We start from the raw sequence: 14,817 nt of genomic DNA on the forward strand, positions 1-14,817 counted from the left end.
CCGGGCCCGGTGCGCTGTGCCATGCCGATTCCTACAGAAACGATGCCTGGATGGGCGGCACCGGCGGCACCACATCGCCACACTGCGCGCGGTGGCGCAGGGCATGGTCCATGACGACCAGCGCCAGCAGCGCCTCGGCGATGGGCGCAGCGCGGATGCCCACGCAGGGGTCGTGGCGGCCCTTGGTGACGACCTCGGTGCTCTTGCCGTGCACATCGATCGATTCGCGCGGGCTGATGATGGAGCTGGTGGGCTTGATCGCGATGCTCACCTCCAGGTCCTGCCCGGTGCTGATGCCGCCCAGCACGCCGCCCGCGTTGTTCGTGCGAAAGCCCTGGGGCGTCATCGAATCGCCATGCATCGTGCCCCGGTGGGCCACGCTGGCAAAGCCCGCGCCGATCTCCACGCCCTTCACCGCGTTCAGGCCCATCATGGCGTGGGCGATGTCGGCATCGAGCTTGTCGTACAGCGGCTCGCCCAGCCCCACGGGCACGCCGGTGGCCTGCACGCGGATGCGGGCACCGCAGGAATCACCGGCCTTGCGCAGGGCGTCCATGTAGTCCTCGTACTGCTGCACGTCGGCCACGGGGGCGAAGAAGGGATTGCTGCGCACGTGGTCCCAGCTCTCGAACGGGATGGACAGGTCGCCCAGCTGTGTCATGCAGGCGCGGAACTGCACGCCGTACCGCTGCGCAAGCCACTTCTTGGCCACGGCGCCAGCGGCCACCGTGGGCGCCGTCAGGCGGGCGGAAGACCGGCCTCCGCCGCGCGGGTCGCGGATGCCGTACTTGTGCCAGTAGGTGTAGTCGGCATGGCCGGGGCGAAAGCTCTCGGCGATGTTGCTGTAGTCCTTGCTGCGCTGGTCGGTGTTGCGGATCAGCAGCGCGATCGGCGTGCCGGTGGTCTTGCCCTCGTACACGCCCGACAGGATCTCCACCGCATCGGGCTCGTTGCGCTGGGTGACGTGGCGGCTGGTGCCGGGGCGGCGCCGGTCCAGGTCGGCCTGGATGTCGGCCTCGGCGAGCGCCATGCCGGGCGGACAGCCGTCGATCACGCAGCCAATGGCCGGGCCGTGGGATTCACCAAAGTTGGTGACTGCGAATAGGGATCCGAAAGTATTGCCGCTCATGGCGCGGGATTATCCCAGAGCGGCCGCACGGCCGCGCCTTGCCCCCGGAGTGATGGCCCGTGCCGTGCGCCAGGAGCCCGAAGGCGGGCCCTCCGTGCGGTGCGGATACCACGCGCCACCAACCTGCTTGGCATCGCGGGACGCGCTTGCTAGCATGGGTGGACGATCTTTGGGACAACCATGCCCGTTTCAGCTCCGCACCTTCCAGGCTCCCCCTCCCCTTTGGACCGCCCACCGGCAGGCCTCCTGACAGACGCCCCGCTGCGCAGGGCCCTGGATGCGAGCGACAACGCCATCGTGATGAGCAACAGCGCCAGGCTCGTCGTGTACATCAACGAGGGCTTCACCCGCCTGTTCGGGTTCAGGCCCCAGGAGGTGCTCGGGCGGCACCTGAGCGAAGTGCTGCTGGGCCCGCACTCCGACCCGGGGCTGCTCGCCGACATCCGCAGCGGCATGCACACCGAGGGCAGTTTCCACACCGAGACCCTGTTGTACAGCCGGGCCGGCGCGCCGCGCTGGGTGTCGATGATGATCAATGCATCGGACGAGGCCTCGGGCGGGCCGGGCGGCAGCATCACCGTGCTGACGGACATCACGCTCACCAAGATGCACGAGGTGCTGCAAAAGCGGGTGCTCGAGGGCATGGTCAATGAACTGCCCCTGGCCGATCTGATGGCCCTCGTCTGCCACGAAGTGGAGCGCATCGCCCCCGAAGTCACCGCCTCCATCCTGGCCGTGGATGAACAAGGCCTGCTGCGCCCCCTGGCGGCACCGGGGCTTCCTCCCGCCATCTGCCAGGCGCTCGACGGCCTGCCCATCGGCCCCCGTGCGGGGTCGTGCGGCACCGCGGCCTTCAGGGGCATCCCCGTGGCGGTCAACGACATCGCCACCGACCCCTTGTGGGACGACTACCGCGCGCTGTTCGCACCCAGCGGCGTGCGCGCCTGCTGGTCCAGCCCGATCTGCGACCACACGGGCAAGGTGGTGGGCACCTTTGCGTTCTACTTTCGCGAGCCGCGCGGCCCGGATGCGCTGCACTACCGGCTGGTGGGTGTATGCCTGCACCTGTGCGCGCTGGCCATCGAGCGCAATGCCACGCAGCAGCGCATTCACCGCCTCGCCTTTTTTGACGGGCTCACGGGCCTGCCCAACCGCGCGATGTTCCTCAGCAGCGCCGGGCGCACGCTGGCCGGCCTGCGGCAGGACGGCCGCCCCGGCGCGCTGCTGTTCGTCGATCTGGACCGCTTCAAGCAGGTGAACGACACGCAGGGGCATGCCGCGGGCGACGCGCTGTTGTGCGAAGTGGCCAGGCGGCTGACGCAGTGCCTGCGAGCGCGGGACCTGATCGGCCGGCTGGCGGGCGACGAATTCGTGCTGCTGCTGTCCGAGTGCGCCACCGAGGAAGCGGTGCAGGCGGCGCACCGCATGCTGGAGGAAATGTCCCGGCCCATGGACATCCATGGACAGGCCCATGTCTGCCACGCCAGCATCGGCATCGCGATGTTTCCCGACGACGGCGACGCCATCGAGACGCTGCTGCGCCATGCCGACCAGGCGATGGCACAGGCCAAGAGCGATCACCGGCACAGCCTGCAATTGTTCAGCGCGGAGATGAACCGGCGCGCGCAGGAACGTGCAGCGCTGGAGCGCGCATTGCGCCAGGCCCTGGCCGAACGCCGCCTGACGCTGCACTACCAGCCCCAGGTGCTCGGCGAAGCGCCCGGCACACTGCACGGCGTGGAAGCCCTCGCGCGGTGGCGGCACCCCGAATGGGGCATGGTGCCGCCCAGCCGGTTCATCCCCGTGGCCGAAGAGTCCGGCCTGATTCACGAGCTGACCCTGTGGCTGCTGGACGAGGCCTGTGCGCAGCTGTCGGCATGGCGCGCGGCGGGCCACCACGTGCCCTGCGTGGCGGTCAACCTGTCAGGGCGCAGCTTCCACCAGGCAGACCTTGCGCAGCAGGTGTGCGATGCGCTGCGGCGCCACGGGCTGCGCGCGGACGACGTGCTTCTGGAAATCACCGAGAGCGTCATGATGGACGCGCGGCCCGTCACGCTGGCCAACATCGAGGCGCTGCACGGCAAGGGATTCCGGCTGTCGCTGGACGATTTCGGCACCGGCTATTCCAGCCTGAGCTACCTGCACCGCCTTCCCATTTCGGAGCTCAAGCTCGACATGGCCTTCGTGCAGGACCTCACCACCAGCCCCACCGCGCGGGCCCTCACGGTGTCGGTGCTCAGCATCGCCCACAGCCTGGGCATGGTGGTGGTGGCCGAAGGGGTGGAAACCACGGGCCAGCAGCAGTGGCTGCAGGCGCATGGGTGTCCCGTCATGCAGGGCTATCTGTTTGGCAAGCCGCTGCCACCGGACGAACTGGAGGCCTGGCTCTGCGCGCAGGCAGCGCGCCCGCGCTGAGCGCCGCCAGGGCGCGGCCGTGGTCAGCCGCCGCGGGCGTCGTCTTCCGGCCAGTCGCGGATGTAGGCCTTGAGCATCTTGTTCTCGAAGTTCTGGCTGTCCACCACGGCCTTGGCCACGTCGTAGAAGCTGATCACGCCCATGAGCATCTTGCGGTCCATCACCGGCATGTAGCGCGCATGGCGGTCCAGCATCATGCGGCGCACCTCGTCCATGTCGGTTTCGAGCGTGCAGGTCAGGGGTGCATCGTCCATGGCCGAGCGAACCTGCAGGGTGCCCACGCTGCCGCCATTCCTCACCACGGCCTGGATCACTTCGCGAAAGGTGAGCATGCCCACCAGATCGCCCAGCTCCATCACCACCAGCGAGCCGATGTCCCTGTCGGCCATCACATCCACGGCGCCCGCCAGCGGCTCGTCCGGCGTGACGGTGTAGAGGGTGTTCCCTTTGACGCGGAGGATGTCGCTGACTTTCATGGTTTCTGGGTCTCCAAGAGGGCGGGAAGAGCGCGGCAGGCGCTAGAGGCTGTTTCGCACCAAATATAGCCCACAATGCCCGGCTGAATTGACAACATGGGAGACACACAGATGCCCGGCTACTCCGACCCCGGCTTTGACACGCTGGCCCTGCACGCGGGTGCAAGCCCCGACCCCGCCACCGGCGCGCGCGCGGTGCCCATCCACCTGACCACCTCTTTCGTCTTCGAGTCGAGCGACCATGCCGCGTCGCTGTTCAACCTGGAGCGTGGCGGCCACGTGTACAGCCGCATCAGCAACCCCACCAACGCCGTGCTGGAGCAGCGCGTGGCGGCGCTGGAAGGCGGCGTCGGCGCCATTGCCACCGCCAGCGGCCAGGCCGCGCTGCACCTGGCCGTGGCCACGCTGATGGGTGCCGGCAGCCACATCGTGGCCAGCACCGCGCTGTATGGCGGCTCGCAGAACCTGCTGCACTACACGCTCTCGCGCTTCGGCATCGAGACCACCTTCGTCAAGCCCGGCGACATCGACGCCTGGCGCGCCGCCGTGCGGCCCAACACCAAGCTGTTCTTTGGCGAGACGGTGGGCAACCCGGGCCTGGACGTGCTGGACATCCCCACCGTGAGCGCGATTGCGCACGAGGCCGGTGTGCCTCTGCTGGTGGACTCCACCCTGACCTCGCCCTGGCTCATCAGGCCGTTCGAGCATGGCGCCGATCTGGTCTACCACTCGGCCACCAAGTTCCTCTCGGGCCACGGCACCGTGGTGGGTGGCGTCGTGGTCGATGGCGGCAGCTTCGACTGGGACGGCCCCAGATCCGCCGGCAAGTTCGCCGAGCTGACCCGGCCCTACGACGGCTTTCACAACATGGTGTTCGCCGAAGAGAGCACCGTGGGCGCCTTCCTGCTGCGCGCGCGCCGCGAGGGCCTGCGCGACTTCGGCGCCTGCATGAGCCCGCACACGGCCTGGCTCATCCTGCAGGGCATCGAGACCCTGCCACTGCGCATGCAGCAGCACATGCGCAACACCGAAAAGGTGGTCGAATTTCTGGCCGCTCAGCCCTTCGTGTCACGCGTGGGCCACCCCATGCTCGCATCCCACCCCAGCCACGCGCTGGCGCAAAAGCTGCTGCCGCGCGGCGCGGGCTCGGTGTTCAGCTTCGACCTCAAGGGCAACCGCGAACAGGGCAAAAAGTTCATCGAAACCCTCAAGGTCTTCAGCCACCTGGCCAACGTGGGCGACTGCCGCAGCCTGGTGATCCACCCGGCCAGCACCACGCATTTCCGGATGAGCGACGAGGCCCTGGCGGGTGCCGGCATCACGCAGGGCACGATCCGCCTGTCCATCGGGCTGGAGGATGCCGACGACCTGATCGACGATTTGAAGCGCGCCCTCAAGGCCGCAGAGAAGGCCGCCTGAAGGCCTGGGCCCGACCACGCCAGCCACGCCGATGCAAGCCGCAGCCCCACAGCCCGTGTTTTCCTGGGACGCCTTCGAGCAGGCCTTCCTTGACGCCGCGCTCGCGGTGGCCAGCGCCGTCCTTGCCCGGCACCCGGAGCACCGCTTCTATGCGGTCGCCCTGGCCGGCATGGGCCGCGAGCTTGATGGCCCCCTCTTCCTGCCCGCGATCGCGCTGAACAGCGAACAGGCCTACGCCCAGGCCAAGGGCGGCGGCGATGACGGCGGGGGCGGCACGCTGTACAGCCTGCGCTGGAATCCGGCGGACTGGCGCTGGCCTGACCTGCCGGCCGACAGCCCAGCCCTGGCCCGGATGCAGCAGGAGCTGCAGGCACATGCCTGTCGCGGCGACGTGGCCCACTGGCGGGCCACCGAGCAGCAATGCCTGGAGGCCCTGGTGCGCGCATGCCAGCGCCTGCGCACCGCGCTGCGGGCCTCGCCCTGGTCGGACCGGCTCACGCCGGACTTCGCCGTGCTGCTGCATGAAGACAGCGACGAGGGCGTGCAGTGGGCCCGGCGCTGCCTGGGAGACGATGCCTTCGCCGCCCTGCTTCCCGGCCATGCGGCCGCCATCGCGGAGGCGCTGCGCGTGGAAGCGCTGCCCCCGGACCAGCAACTGCGCTATCACCTGGCATGCCTGCGCAATGAAGCCGCGCCCGAGCTGGGCCTGGGCCGCCAACAAGCCGTGGACCATGCCACGCAGGACACCGAACACGCGCTGCGGCGGCTCGGCCCCGTCGCGGTGCCCGCCTTGCTGGCGCTGCTGGAGCGCGCGGACACGCAGTCCATCGCGGCCAGGCTCCTGGGCGACATCGGATCCGCCAGCCCCGAGGTGCTGGACGCCCTGCGCCACCACCTGCTGCGGCCGGTCTCACGCGGCAGCCGGGCCCACCTTGGCCGCGCGGGCCGGCTCGGGTGCGCCTGCGCGCTGGGGCAGCTGGGGGATGGGCGGTGGCTGCTGTCGCAGGTGGGCACGCTGGCGGACGACCTGGTCGCCAGCGGCCTGGCAGCGCCGCTGGGGCCCTTTCGGGACCGGTGCCTTCAGCCCCGCCCGCTGGACTATGCCCCCCTGGAACACGCCGTCCTGCAGCATCCGGCCCTCCAGCTGGCCCTGCAGGGTAAGCTGGCTCCGGGGCGCGGCACCTGCACGCTGGGCCCGGCGGACGTGGACGAAGCCCTGCGCGGCCTGGGCTCGCCCATGCCGCTCGTGCGCCAGCACGCTGCCATGGCACTGGGAGACCGCGCCCTGGGCAGCGAACGGGCTCCGCGCATCGTGCCCGCGCTGGCGCGCGCCGCCACGGGCGATGCCGAGGAAACCGTGCGCTTCCTGGCCGTGCTGGGCCTGGGCTACTGGAAGCAGGATGCGGCCCACCTGCGCTCCCTGGCGCAAGCCACGGCGGCGCACGACCCGAGCGACCGCGTTCGCGATGCCGCGCGGCGCTGGCTGGAGGCGCTGGACACGCACCGCGCGATGGCCCCAACCGGACAGGCACCTGGCTAGGCGCCAGCCCCATGCCCCTTTTCCACCGAGACAATCCACACAAGAGAGCGAACACAGGAACACGCCATGCAACTTCAAGTCAACGAGAGCCCCGTCTACTGCTACACCGGGGGCAAGGTCTTCGATGCATCCAAGCCCACCGTGGTCTTCATCCATGGCGTGCTGAACGACCACAGTGTCTGGGCCCTGCAAAGCCGCTACATGGCCAACCACGGCTGGAACGTGCTGGCCATCGACCTGCCCGGCCACTGCAGAAGCGGCGGCGACGCGCCCGCCTCGGTGGAGCAGGGCGCCGACTTCATTGGCGCGCTGCTGGACGCGGCCGGCGTGCAGAGGGCGGCGCTGGTGGGGCACAGCTGGGGTTCGCTCATCGCCATGGAGGCGGCCGCGCGGCTCAAGGACCGCATCAGCCATTTGGTGCTGGTGGGCACGGCGTTTCCCATGAAGGTGTCGCCCGCGCTCATCGAGGCCTCGCAAAGCGATCCCGAGAAGGCCATGCGCATGGTCAACGTGTTTTCTCGCAGCACGCTGGCGGCGCCCCCTTCGGCCCTGGGCCCCGGCACCTGGGTGTTTGGCGCCGGCATGGCGCTCGGGCGCAAGGTGCTGCGCAGCAACCCCGCCGTCAACGTGTTTCACCGGGGTTTCGTCGCCTGCGACAGCTATGGCGGCGGCGAAGCGGCCATGGCCCAGCTCACCTGCCCCGTGCTGTTTGCACTGGGCACGCAGGACCAGATGACCGCGCCCAAGGCCGCACAGGGCCTGGTCAACGCCGCGCGCACGGCGGGCAGGACAGTGCAGGTCGCGCCCCTGCCGGTGGGCCACAACCAGATGACCGAAGCGCCGGAAGAAACGCTGTTCGCGCTGCGGGACTTCCTGGCCCGCTGAACCAGCACGGCAGGGCGCGGCCGGCCCGCGTCCCCGCGTCCCCGCGTCCCCGCGTCCACCGTGCGCGCTCTCGCCGTCAGCGCGCGCGGCGCCGCCATGCCGGCCGCTGCCAGAGCGTGACGGCGCGCAGCAGCCACTCCACCGGGCCATAGGCGTGGGCGGCCATCCAGTGCCGGCTCAGCGCCAGCTGGGCACCGTACAGTACGAGCACGCCCAGCCCCACCAGGAGCGGCGCCACCTGGCCCACCAGCGCCCAGCCGTAGGCCGTGAACACCAGCGCCCCCACCAGCGACTGCAGCAGGTAGTTCGACAGCGCCATGCGCCCCGCCGGTTCCAGCACCGCGCCCAGCCGACGGCCGGCGGGGCCGCTTTGCAGCAGCCAGAGCAGCGCCGCGACGTACCCGAAGGTAAGGAATGGCGCCGTGGCCAGATCGACCGCCAACGCGGCCAGCCCCAGATGCTCGGGGTGGGTGACGCTGCTGGCCCCGGGCTGCACGGACGCGTAGAACCAGGCCCCCGCCGCGCCCACGGGCAGGCAGCACGCCATCCATCGGCGCAGCCGGGCCGGCTGCCGCGCCACCCTGGCCAGGTAGCCCGAGCGCCGAGCCGCCAGCCCCAGCAAAAACATGGCCAGCGCGCAGGGCCCCTGCACGAACACCAGCACGAACCACACGCCATCGGCCATGTCGCGGCCCCGCTGCGCGATCGCCTCTTGCACGCTGGCGCGGTAGGCCTGCGCGGCCTGCTGCGCCTTGGCGTGCAGTTCGGCCACGGGCAGGTCCAGCGGCGGGGCCAGCGCCACCAGCCAGGCGATCGCCCCCCAGCCCCAGGCCGTGATGCCCAGCAACCCCAGGGCCAGCGCCACGGCGGCCACGGGGCGCAGCCGGCCCAGCGCCAGCAGCACGAGGCCCAGGAGCGCATAGGTCACCAGGATGTCCCCCGCGAACAGTAGCCAGGCATGTGCCAGCCCCAGCAGCCCCAGCCCCAGAAGGCGCCGCAGGAAACGCGGCACGAACGCGCCCCCCGAGCGCTGGGCCGAGTCCATCTGCAGCGCAAAGCTGTAGCCGAACAGCAGCGAGAAAAGCAGATAGAACTTGGTCTCGAAGACCAGCGCCACGAACCAGCGCACGGCATGGTCCACGGGCCGCGAGAAGGCCGGGTCGGACACGCCCACCCCGAAGTAGGTGGACGCAAAGCTGCCCGCGTTGACCATGGCGATGCCCAGCAGGGCAAATCCCCGCAGCGCGTCGATGGCATGTTCGCGGTCCGCCGCCCCGGCGGGCTGGGCCGGGTTGCCGTCCGGGGCCGAGGGGTTGGTGTCCATGGCGGGGCAAGCCACGCGCGTCATGTGGCCGGCACCACCACCGCCGCGAGCGCGCCCAGCACCAGCGTGCGGCAGGCAGCGGCGTCGAAGCGCTCTTCCACCATGGCCCGGCCAAAGGCGCCGTCCAGCAGCAGCAGGATCCAGTCCGCCGCCTGCGCCGGCGGCAGGGCGAGGCGGGCCTGCCCGCGCTCCACGGCCGCGCCGAGCAGATGCACCAGGGCCGCCTTGCGGCCCGCCTCGCTGCCGGCCACGCTCGCAAACACCAGCGGGTTGCGCACCGCTTCGGCCAGCACCTCCACGCCGATGCGCAGGTACACGGGGTCGGCCAGCTGGGCGATGCTCTCCTCCACGATGTCCTGGAGCGCCTGGTAGAGGTTCCGGGCGCGGGCCGCCGCGGCATAGCGCCCGGCGGTCTCGCGCTGGTCTTCTTCGACGATGGCGGCAACGATGGCCTCCTTGGTCGGGAAGTAATGGAACAGGTTGCCGGGGCTCATGCCCGCCTCGGCGCAGATCTCCGCCGTGCGCGTGGCATGGAACCCCTTGCGCATGAAGCAGGCCACCGCGGCCTCCAGGATCTGCTGTCGCCGCGCCTGGTGGCGCTCGGGGTTCACGGTCCGCATCGCACACCTCGCACGGTTATTAATAGATCGATTAGTCGATTAATTAAATACCACGCGGCGGCGCCTGTCAAACCCGACACGCCATGGGGACGGGCTTGGGCGTATAAAGCGCTTGAAAACAACCAGGAGACAACGATGGACCTCAGCGCCGCCCCCACGACCGATCCGCGCGCCTTCAAGAGCTTCGCGGAGTTTTACCCTTTCTATCTGAGCGAGCACAGCAACCGCACCTGCCGCAGACTGCACTTCGCCGGCTCGACATTGACGCTGGTGTGCCTGGCGATGCTCATCGCCACGGGCAAGCCGCAGTACCTGCTGTACGGCCTGCTCTGCGGCTACGGTTTCGCGTGGGTGGGGCACTTCGGCTTCGAGAAGAACAAGCCGGCCAGCTTCAAGCGGCCCCTGTACAGCTTCATGGGCGACTGGGTGATGTACAAGGACATCTGGACGGGGAAGGTGTCCCTGTGATTTCTGGCCTCAACAGGCCACGGCGCTTCACTGCAATGCGCGGATAGCTATAAAAATAATAGCAAAACAATGGAGCGGACCGCCTGGCCGCCCACGGCCTACTCTGCCTGCAGCACGTCGCGCACATGCAGGCCGCCCAGCCCCGCGCGCGCCCACAGGGGCTCCAGGCTCGTGGAGCGTTCCAGCAGGAGCTTGTGCACCAGGGGCTCCAGCGGCGTGTTCTGCGGGTCGATCAGCAGCACGTACCGGGACTCGGGCACGTCCGACACGCTCATCGCCGCATCGCTCACCTGCCCCACCCAGTCCAGGGCCGTCAGCGCCTCCAGCACCGGCTCCAGCTGCAGCATGTCCACGCGCAGCCGCTGCGCCAGCTGGCTCGGCCGCAGCCCCTTCATGGCGTGGAAGCGGGCCCGGTGCAGCTCCTGCAGCACCTCCACGGCCAGCTGGAACGTCCAGCCCGCCACGGTTCCACGCCGCGCCACCCCCGCGAGAAGGCTGGGCAGGTAGGCCGTGACCACCGCCCCCAGCAGCACGATGACCCAGGCCACGTAGATCCAGATGAGCAGGATGGGCAGCGTGGCGAACGCGCCGTACACCACCGAATAGGTCGGCACGTTGCCCAGGTACAGCGCCAGCACCTTCTTGGCCAGCTCCATGCACACGGCCACGAAGAGCCCGCCGGTCCACGCGTGGCGCCACTTCACCGGGGTGTTGGGCACATAGTGGTACAGCGACGCCATGCCCGCCGCCAGCACGAGGAACTGGATCGAATCGAACAGCAGCTGCACGCCGTCGGGCAGGCGCTTGACCAGCCCGCCGGACGCCGACATCACATACGAGGTGAGAGCCAGGCTCGCCCCCATGAGCAGCGGGCCCAGCGTGATGGCCGCCCAGTAGATCAGCACCCGCTGCCCCAGCGGCCGCAGGCGCTGCACGCGCCAGATGTCGTTGAGCGTGCGGTCGATCGTGAGGATCAGCGCCAGCGCCGTGGCCAGCAGGATGCTGAAACCCGCCACGCCCAGGCCGCTGGCCTTGGCCGCGAACTGGGTGAGGTAGCCCAGCACCTGGCGGGAGATGCTGTCGGGTACCAGGCTGTCCACCAGCCAGCGCTGCAACACGTCCTGCAGCTTTCCAAAGATGGGGAATGCCGTGAACACGGCCAGGGCGACGGCAAAGAACGGCACCAGCGCGAGGATGGTGGTGAAGGTCAGGCTGCTGGCGGTGAGTCCCAGATGGTCCTCGCGAAAGCGTTCACGCAGGGTCAGCGCGGTGGTTTTCCAGGGAAAGTGCGACAGTTCCGTGATCAGCGCCTCGAAGCGCGACGCTACTGTCTGTAAGGAAAAAGGCATGGCCGATATGATGCCACCCCAATGACCGCATCCCCCAGAGCCCCCGCCCTCCCTTCCAGCCCCGCCGACAGCGGCGTCCGTGCCACACGCTGGCTGGCCACCGGCAGCCTGCTGGCGCTCATCGTCCTGTGCCTGGCCTGGGAACTGGTGCTGGCGCCCCTGCGGCCCGGCGGGACCTGGCTCGCGCTCAAGGCGCTGCCGTTGTGCATCCCGCTGGCGGGCATCCTCAAGAACCGCATGTACACCTACCGCTGGGTCAGCCTGGTGATCTGGCTGTACTTCACCGAAGGCGTGGTGCGCGGCTGGAGCGACAGGCCGCCGTCGCAATGGCTGGCCTGGGCCGAGGTCGCGCTGTGCCTGGCCCTGTTCGTGGCCTGCACACTGCACGTGCGGCTGCGCCAGCGCAACGCCAAGGCGGCGGCAGCCGCCGCGGCCACGCCGGCCTCTTGATGCCAGCCGCCGCGCGCCATCCCCCTCCCTCGAACTGAAGAAGACGCTTGTCCATGACCACCTTGCTCGACACCTTGCGCACCCTCGTCGGCCCTGCCCACGTGATCACCGATGGCGACCTCACCGCCTGGGAACAGGACTGGCGCCGCCGCGTGCGCGGCAAGGCCCTGGCCGTGGTGCGCCCCGCCACCACGCAGGAGGTGGCCACCGTGGTCGCGGCCTGCGCGGCGGCGGGAACCACCATCGTGCCGCAGGGCGGCAACACCGGCCTGGCCGTGGGCTCGACACCCGATGATTCCGGCACGCAGATCGTGCTGAGCCTCACGCGCATGAACGCGGTGCGCAGCATCGACACCGACAACCTCACCATGACGGTGGAGGCCGGCTGCATCCTGCAGAACCTGCAGGACGTGGCGCGCAATGCGGGTGTGCTGTTCCCCCTCTCGCTGGCGGCCGAGGGCAGCTGCACCATCGGCGGCAACCTGGGCACCAACGCGGGCGGAACGCAGGTGGTGCGCTATGGCAATGCGCGCGACCTGTGCCTGGGCCTCGAGGTGGTCACCGCCCAGGGCGAGGTGTGGGACGGCCTCAAGGGCCTGCGCAAGGACAACACGGGCTACGACCTGCGCGACCTGTTCATCGGCAGCGAAGGCACGCTGGGCATCATCACCGCCGCCACGCTCAAGCTCTACCCCGAGCCCGCCGCCCGCCTCACGGCCTGGGCCGCCGTGCCGTCGATGGAACACGCCGTGGCCCTGCTGGGCCTGGCGCACAAGCAGCTGGGCGCTGGCCTCACGGGCTTTGAAGTGATGGGCCAGTTCGCGCTGAGCCTGGTGGGCAAACACATGCCGCAGCTGCGCGTGCCCTTCCTCGGCGACGAAAACGCTCCCTGGTGCGTGCTGCTCGAAAACTCCGACAGCGAATCCGAAGAACATGCCCGCGCGCGGTTTGAAGCGCTGCTGGAGACCGCGTTCGAGATGGGCTGCGTGACCGACGCCGTCGTGGCCGAGAACCTCACCCAGGCCAGCCAGCTCTGGCACATCCGCGAGAACATTCCGCTCGCGCAGGCCGAGGAGGGCCTGAACATCAAGCACGACATCTCCATCCAGATCTCGCGCATCCCCGCCTTCGTCGCGCACACCGACGCGGTGCTGCAGCGCGAGATCCCGGGCGTGCGCCTGGTCAACTTTGGCCACCTGGGCGACGGCAACCTGCACTACAACGTGCAGGCACCGGCCGAGGGCGATGCCAAGGCCTTCCTGCGCGAGCACGAGCAGCATGTGCACCACCTGGTGTACGAAGCCGTGGCCGAGTTCGGCGGCTCGTTCTCGGCCGAGCATGGCATTGGGGAGCTCAAGGCCGACAAGCTGGAGAAGTACCAGTCGCCCGTGGCGTTGTCGATGATGCGCGCCATCAAGCAGGCGCTCGACCCGCAGGGCATCATGAACCCGGGGCGGGTGCTCCAGTAAATCCCAGGAAGCCGGCCCATGACCACCGCCGTTACCGTGCGCCCCGTTCAGCCCGAAGACTACGCCGCCTGGCGCCCGCTCTGGGATGGCTACAACGCGTTCTATGGCCGCTTTGGGGCCACCGCGCTGCCCGAGCACATCACCCAGGCCACCTGGCAGCGTTTTCACGACCCGGCGGAACCCGTCTTCTGCCTGGTGGCGCACGATGCGGCCAGCGGCGAGATGCTGGGGCTGACGCACTACCTCTTTCACCGCAGCATGACGCGCATCGAGCCCGTGTGCTACCTCAGCGACCTGTTCACCCGCGAAGCCGCGCGCGGCCGGGGCGTGGGGCGCGCGCTCATCGACGCAGTGTATGGCGCGGCGCGTGCCGCGAAGTCGTCGCGGGTGTATTGGCAGACCCACGAAACCAATGCGGCCGGGCGCCAGCTGTACGACAAGATGGCCAAGCACCACGGCTTCATCGTCTACGCCCAGGAACTCTGAACAGGGCCCACGCCCCGAAGCCCCCTCCCGGGCATCCCTGCCACGGGTGGCGCGTGCGGAGGTACGGCGCAGCCAATTTGCTATAAAAACAATAGCATTCAGCGCAGATACCTCCGGCGCCAGCGCCCAATTCTTCGCTAAAAACCGCAGCCACCACCAGGGCCACAACCGTCAACCGCGCCGCGCAAAAAACCGCCTCACAGCGCCTTGCGCATGGGTCGCGCCTGCAGCCCCGCCCACACCTGCAGCGCGCCCGATGGTTCATACCCGTGGCGGCGGTAAAAATCTTCCGCCGTGCGCGTGCTCTCAAGCCCCACAGCCGCCAGGCCCAACTGCCGCGCATGGGCCTCCGCGCCGAACAGCAGGGCACGGCCCACACCTTGGTGCAATGCTTCTGGCACCACATAACAAAGCGCCAGCGTGGAGCGTGCCCACAGCGCAAACCCCACCATCGTGTCCCCCCGATACGCACCCCACGCAATCGCGCCCGGTGCCGCCATCCAGGCGGCCAGGTTCTCGGGCGTCTTGTTGGCCAGCCATGTGCCGAGGATGGCGGCATCGTGGTGGTGGTCGAGGGCGCAGCAGTGGGTGATGGACTGGCGGACCACGTTGCAGGCGTCGGCCGCTGCATGGGCCGTGACGGGAACAGCGGCAGGGACGGGCTTCATGGTGGATTCAAGGTCTGCGCGGGCAAAGATGGAGGTTGCGATGGGCTGTCCTGCCCGGACAGGCCGGTGCCATCGTACCGCCAGCCCGCCAGCCCGCCAGCCCGCCAGCCCGCCTGCGC

At 69.4% G+C, this 14,817-nt stretch carries 14 protein-coding genes; 8 read left to right on the top strand and 6 right to left on the bottom strand.

Features of this window, described 5'->3' with window-relative positions; genetic code table 11:
* Positions 1 to 31: 31 nt before the first annotated feature.
* Positions 32 to 1,129 carry a chorismate synthase gene (gene aroC, locus KW843_RS24305; RefSeq protein WP_218297718.1) on the bottom strand — a complete coding sequence of 366 codons (1,098 nt, stop codon included), beginning with the start codon at positions 1,127 to 1,129 and terminating at the stop codon, positions 32 to 34.
* A 180-nt stretch (positions 1,130 to 1,309) separates the two neighbouring features.
* Between aroC and KW843_RS24310 the strand changes: the two genes are divergently transcribed.
* Positions 1,310 to 3,544 carry an EAL domain-containing protein gene (locus KW843_RS24310; protein WP_218297719.1) on the top strand — a complete coding sequence of 745 codons (2,235 nt, stop codon included), beginning with the start codon at positions 1,310 to 1,312 and terminating at the stop codon, positions 3,542 to 3,544.
* A gap of 23 nt (positions 3,545 to 3,567) precedes the next feature.
* Here the strand turns inward: KW843_RS24310 and KW843_RS24315 are convergent, their stop codons facing one another.
* Positions 3,568 to 4,020: a CBS domain-containing protein gene (locus KW843_RS24315; RefSeq protein ID WP_218297720.1), complete on the bottom strand. Its 453-nt coding sequence runs from the start codon at positions 4,018 to 4,020 to the stop codon at positions 3,568 to 3,570.
* 111 nt (positions 4,021 to 4,131) lie between these two features.
* Here KW843_RS24315 and KW843_RS24320 point away from each other — a divergent pair, with 111 nt between their 5' ends.
* The 3 genes from KW843_RS24320 to KW843_RS24330 all read left to right on the top strand — a co-directional run bounded on the left by KW843_RS24320 (position 4,132) and on the right by KW843_RS24330 (position 7,864).
* A complete protein-coding gene (locus KW843_RS24320; protein WP_218297721.1) occupies positions 4,132 to 5,439 on the top strand; it encodes an O-acetylhomoserine aminocarboxypropyltransferase in 1,308 nt (435 codons plus the stop codon).
* A 31-nt stretch (positions 5,440 to 5,470) separates the two neighbouring features.
* On the top strand, positions 5,471 to 6,979 hold the full coding sequence (locus KW843_RS24325) for a DUF4303 domain-containing protein (protein ID WP_218297722.1): 1,509 nt from the start codon (positions 5,471 to 5,473) through the stop codon (positions 6,977 to 6,979).
* A 66-nt stretch (positions 6,980 to 7,045) separates the two neighbouring features.
* On the top strand, positions 7,046 to 7,864 hold the full coding sequence (locus KW843_RS24330) for an alpha/beta fold hydrolase (protein WP_218297723.1): 819 nt from the start codon (positions 7,046 to 7,048) through the stop codon (positions 7,862 to 7,864).
* A gap of 76 nt (positions 7,865 to 7,940) precedes the next feature.
* On the opposite strand, the gene KW843_RS24335 is transcribed toward KW843_RS24330, so the two are convergent.
* Both KW843_RS24335 and KW843_RS24340 read right to left on the bottom strand, forming a co-directional pair.
* Positions 7,941 to 9,188, bottom strand: a complete 1,248-nt coding sequence (locus KW843_RS24335) for a DUF418 domain-containing protein (protein ID WP_218297724.1) — start codon at positions 9,186 to 9,188, stop codon at positions 7,941 to 7,943.
* Positions 9,189 to 9,208: 20 nt separating this feature from the next.
* A complete protein-coding gene (locus tag KW843_RS24340; protein ID WP_218297725.1) occupies positions 9,209 to 9,808 on the bottom strand; it encodes a TetR/AcrR family transcriptional regulator in 600 nt (199 codons plus the stop codon).
* Positions 9,809 to 9,943: 135 nt separating this feature from the next.
* On the opposite strand from KW843_RS24340, the gene KW843_RS24345 reads away from it, so the two are divergent.
* Positions 9,944 to 10,276, top strand: coding sequence for an Mpo1-like protein (locus KW843_RS24345; RefSeq protein ID WP_218297726.1), 333 nt, complete (start codon positions 9,944 to 9,946; stop codon positions 10,274 to 10,276).
* 98 nt (positions 10,277 to 10,374) lie between these two features.
* Here the strand turns inward: KW843_RS24345 and KW843_RS24350 are convergent, their stop codons facing one another.
* A complete protein-coding gene (locus KW843_RS24350) occupies positions 10,375 to 11,625 on the bottom strand; it encodes a YihY family inner membrane protein (protein WP_218297727.1) in 1,251 nt (416 codons plus the stop codon).
* Positions 11,626 to 11,646: 21 nt separating this feature from the next.
* Here KW843_RS24350 and KW843_RS24355 point away from each other — a divergent pair, with 21 nt between their 5' ends.
* From KW843_RS24355 to KW843_RS24365, 3 genes are read left to right on the top strand one after another with little or no spacing between them, the layout of a single operon-like run.
* The gene (locus KW843_RS24355) at positions 11,647 to 12,075 is read left to right on the top strand and encodes a DUF2069 domain-containing protein (RefSeq protein ID WP_218297728.1); all 429 of its coding nucleotides are present in this window, start codon (positions 11,647 to 11,649) and stop codon (positions 12,073 to 12,075) included.
* Positions 12,076 to 12,128: 53 nt separating this feature from the next.
* Positions 12,129 to 13,544: an FAD-binding oxidoreductase gene (locus tag KW843_RS24360; RefSeq protein WP_218297729.1), complete on the top strand. Its 1,416-nt coding sequence runs from the start codon at positions 12,129 to 12,131 to the stop codon at positions 13,542 to 13,544.
* A gap of 18 nt (positions 13,545 to 13,562) precedes the next feature.
* Positions 13,563 to 14,030, top strand: a complete 468-nt coding sequence (locus tag KW843_RS24365; RefSeq protein ID WP_218297730.1) for a GNAT family N-acetyltransferase — start codon at positions 13,563 to 13,565, stop codon at positions 14,028 to 14,030.
* 197 nt (positions 14,031 to 14,227) lie between these two features.
* On the opposite strand, the gene KW843_RS24370 is transcribed toward KW843_RS24365, so the two are convergent.
* The gene (locus KW843_RS24370) at positions 14,228 to 14,698 is read right to left on the bottom strand and encodes a GNAT family N-acetyltransferase (protein ID WP_218297731.1); all 471 of its coding nucleotides are present in this window, start codon (positions 14,696 to 14,698) and stop codon (positions 14,228 to 14,230) included.
* Between the last annotated feature and the right edge of the window lie 119 nt (positions 14,699 to 14,817).

Origin of the sequence: Acidovorax sp. sif1233 (genome assembly GCF_019218755.1) — a bacterium.
Taxonomy (GTDB): Bacteria; Pseudomonadota; Gammaproteobacteria; order Burkholderiales; family Burkholderiaceae_C; genus Acidovorax.

Bases quoted from the DNA above. Each gene is read 5' to 3' on its own strand.
- aroC (WP_218297718.1), bottom strand. From the start codon at position 1,129: ATGAGCGGCAATACTTTCGGATCCCTATTCGCAGTCACCAACTTTGGT.
- KW843_RS24310 (WP_218297719.1), top strand. From the start codon at position 1,310: ATGCCCGTTTCAGCTCCGCACCTTCCAGGCTCCCCCTCCCCTTTGGAC.
- KW843_RS24315 (WP_218297720.1), bottom strand. From the start codon at position 4,020: ATGAAAGTCAGCGACATCCTCCGCGTCAAAGGGAACACCCTCTACACC.
- KW843_RS24320 (WP_218297721.1), top strand. From the start codon at position 4,132: ATGCCCGGCTACTCCGACCCCGGCTTTGACACGCTGGCCCTGCACGCG.
- KW843_RS24325 (WP_218297722.1), top strand. From the start codon at position 5,471: ATGCAAGCCGCAGCCCCACAGCCCGTGTTTTCCTGGGACGCCTTCGAG.
- KW843_RS24330 (WP_218297723.1), top strand. From the start codon at position 7,046: ATGCAACTTCAAGTCAACGAGAGCCCCGTCTACTGCTACACCGGGGGC.
- KW843_RS24335 (WP_218297724.1), bottom strand. From the start codon at position 9,188: ATGGACACCAACCCCTCGGCCCCGGACGGCAACCCGGCCCAGCCCGCC.
- KW843_RS24340 (WP_218297725.1), bottom strand. From the start codon at position 9,808: ATGCGGACCGTGAACCCCGAGCGCCACCAGGCGCGGCGACAGCAGATC.
- KW843_RS24345 (WP_218297726.1), top strand. From the start codon at position 9,944: ATGGACCTCAGCGCCGCCCCCACGACCGATCCGCGCGCCTTCAAGAGC.
- KW843_RS24350 (WP_218297727.1), bottom strand. From the start codon at position 11,625: ATGCCTTTTTCCTTACAGACAGTAGCGTCGCGCTTCGAGGCGCTGATC.
- KW843_RS24355 (WP_218297728.1), top strand. From the start codon at position 11,647: ATGACCGCATCCCCCAGAGCCCCCGCCCTCCCTTCCAGCCCCGCCGAC.
- KW843_RS24360 (WP_218297729.1), top strand. From the start codon at position 12,129: ATGACCACCTTGCTCGACACCTTGCGCACCCTCGTCGGCCCTGCCCAC.
- KW843_RS24365 (WP_218297730.1), top strand. From the start codon at position 13,563: ATGACCACCGCCGTTACCGTGCGCCCCGTTCAGCCCGAAGACTACGCC.
- KW843_RS24370 (WP_218297731.1), bottom strand. From the start codon at position 14,698: ATGAAGCCCGTCCCTGCCGCTGTTCCCGTCACGGCCCATGCAGCGGCC.